This window comes from Okeania sp. SIO2B9, assembly GCF_010672505.1.
In the GTDB taxonomy this organism is placed as follows: domain Bacteria; phylum Cyanobacteriota; class Cyanobacteriia; order Cyanobacteriales; family Microcoleaceae; genus Okeania; species Okeania hirsuta.
On the sequence record NZ_JAAHGK010001401.1, the window covers coordinates 1 to 1,880 of the forward strand.

The 1,880-nt window shown below is 34.1% G+C and carries 1 protein-coding gene; it reads right to left on the bottom strand.

What is annotated here, in order from left to right; all coding sequences use genetic code 11:
- Window positions 1–115: 115 nt before the first annotated feature.
- Entirely contained in the window at window positions 116–1,852 is a 1,737-nt protein-coding gene (locus tag F6K13_RS31160; protein ID WP_287289577.1) for an ATP-binding protein, read from the bottom strand.
- Window positions 1,853–1,880 lie beyond the last annotated feature (28 nt).

Here is a 1,880-nt window from a genome sequence, read left to right on the forward strand (position 1 = left end):
CGGGAGGTAGACAAACATCTTGATCGAAGCGGATCAACATTTATTTATGTAAGGGGGTGCTTTCCGCCCCACCCTGTGGAGGAGTGGGGAAACCAGCACCCCCTTACCAACCCCCTTATGGTTGTTGTTTCTTGATTGGCATAATAATATCAACTGTAGTTCCTTGGTCTACTCCCTCACTATAGAGATGAATACTGCCATTCATCATTTCCATCAGACCGCGAGAAATAGCTAATCCTAATCCATTTCCTCCAAACTTACGCGTTTTTGTACCATCTACCATCACAAAAGGCTGAAACAGTTTATCTTGTTGCTCTGGATTAATACCAATTCCCGTATCTTCAATCTTAACTAAAACCCGATTTTCTTTCCCACCATAATTATCAGATAAATTATTTGTATTTTCAGCAACAATAAAGTTATTGTATTCTTGGATAAGACAAATATTAATACTTCCTTTTTCCGTAAACTTAATTGCGTTACTTATAACATTTTCAAACACTTGCTTCAACTTTTCTTGGTCAGCGTTAACAATTATTACTTGTTCAGGAATATTTAGTTTTAATAATAAAGATTTTTGTTTAATATATTCTCTAAATGAATCTATTGTTTCGTGTAATAATTTGCCAATATCGACATCCTGCAAATATATCGATAAAGTTTCTGAATCAATTCTACGAATATCTAGGATATCATCAATAATTCCTAGTAAATGAATGGCAGAATCATTAGCTTGTTTCAAAAACTCCTTTTCTTCTTCTTTCGTATCACAAAATCCATCATCAATCAATTGAATAGAGCCAATAATTCCATTGAGTGGAGTTCTTAATTCATGAGAAATATTAGCCAAAAATTCGCTTTTTAACTGGTTAGCAACTTGAGCTTCTTTAGAAGTAACTTCTAATTGATTTGCCCATCTTTTAAGCCTATAGACCATACTTTCCAATGCAATTGCTAATTGATTAAATTCACGAATTCTTAGACTTATAGGTACTTTATTGGGAGAGTCTAAATCATTGACAGCAAGAGCATAATCTCTAAGTTTTTCCAAAGGACGAGCTAAATCACGAGCCAAATAAATAGTTGCCATAACACTAGCACCAACTAAACCAAAAATCAGAATAATTAGAACTTTTTGAACTTGTCTAAGACCAGATAAAGCAAAGTCTATAGGTGTAATAGCTAAAACAATCCACTTTTTATCATCATCACGGTCTACAGGACTAGAAGTTGGTGCATATCCTACTAAAAATTCATCATCTGCTGATAATTTGAGTCCCAATAATTCAGGCAATATCTTTTTAAATTCATCAATAAATTCTCTCAGAGGATTACTATTACTCTTTTTTGAAATATCTATTTCTTCAAAAGAGAATATGTGGATAAAATCTTTTCTACCTTCCTGTGCATTTCTGATAATATGTTTTAGCCTTTCTGCATCTGGTCCATCAGAAATATTACGCCCTACTCTATCAGGATCTGGACTAGCTAAAATTGTACCTTTATAATTAATTACTACAGTTGAACCTGCCAGTGAACCTCTTCTGCGATTTGTTTGCATTGGTAAATCCGACTTAATGCTTAAGGCATAACGCAATTGTCTTTCACTACCTTCAGCAACATATACTGGTACACTCAAACCTAAGCTAACTTGTTTTTTCTGAGCAACCGTATCATCACTTGAAAAACTATCCGAGTTTAACTGTTCTGGCCATATATAACTTATATCAACATTAGACATCTCTCTAATTAGCTGTCTGTGCTGCGCAGGCCATATATTTAGTGATGGAGAATTTATTGATTCATGATCACAAGTATTAGCTATAATCTCAGAAGTTTGTAAGTTACTCAATTGAACGCATCTTACCTGAGTTGGTAAC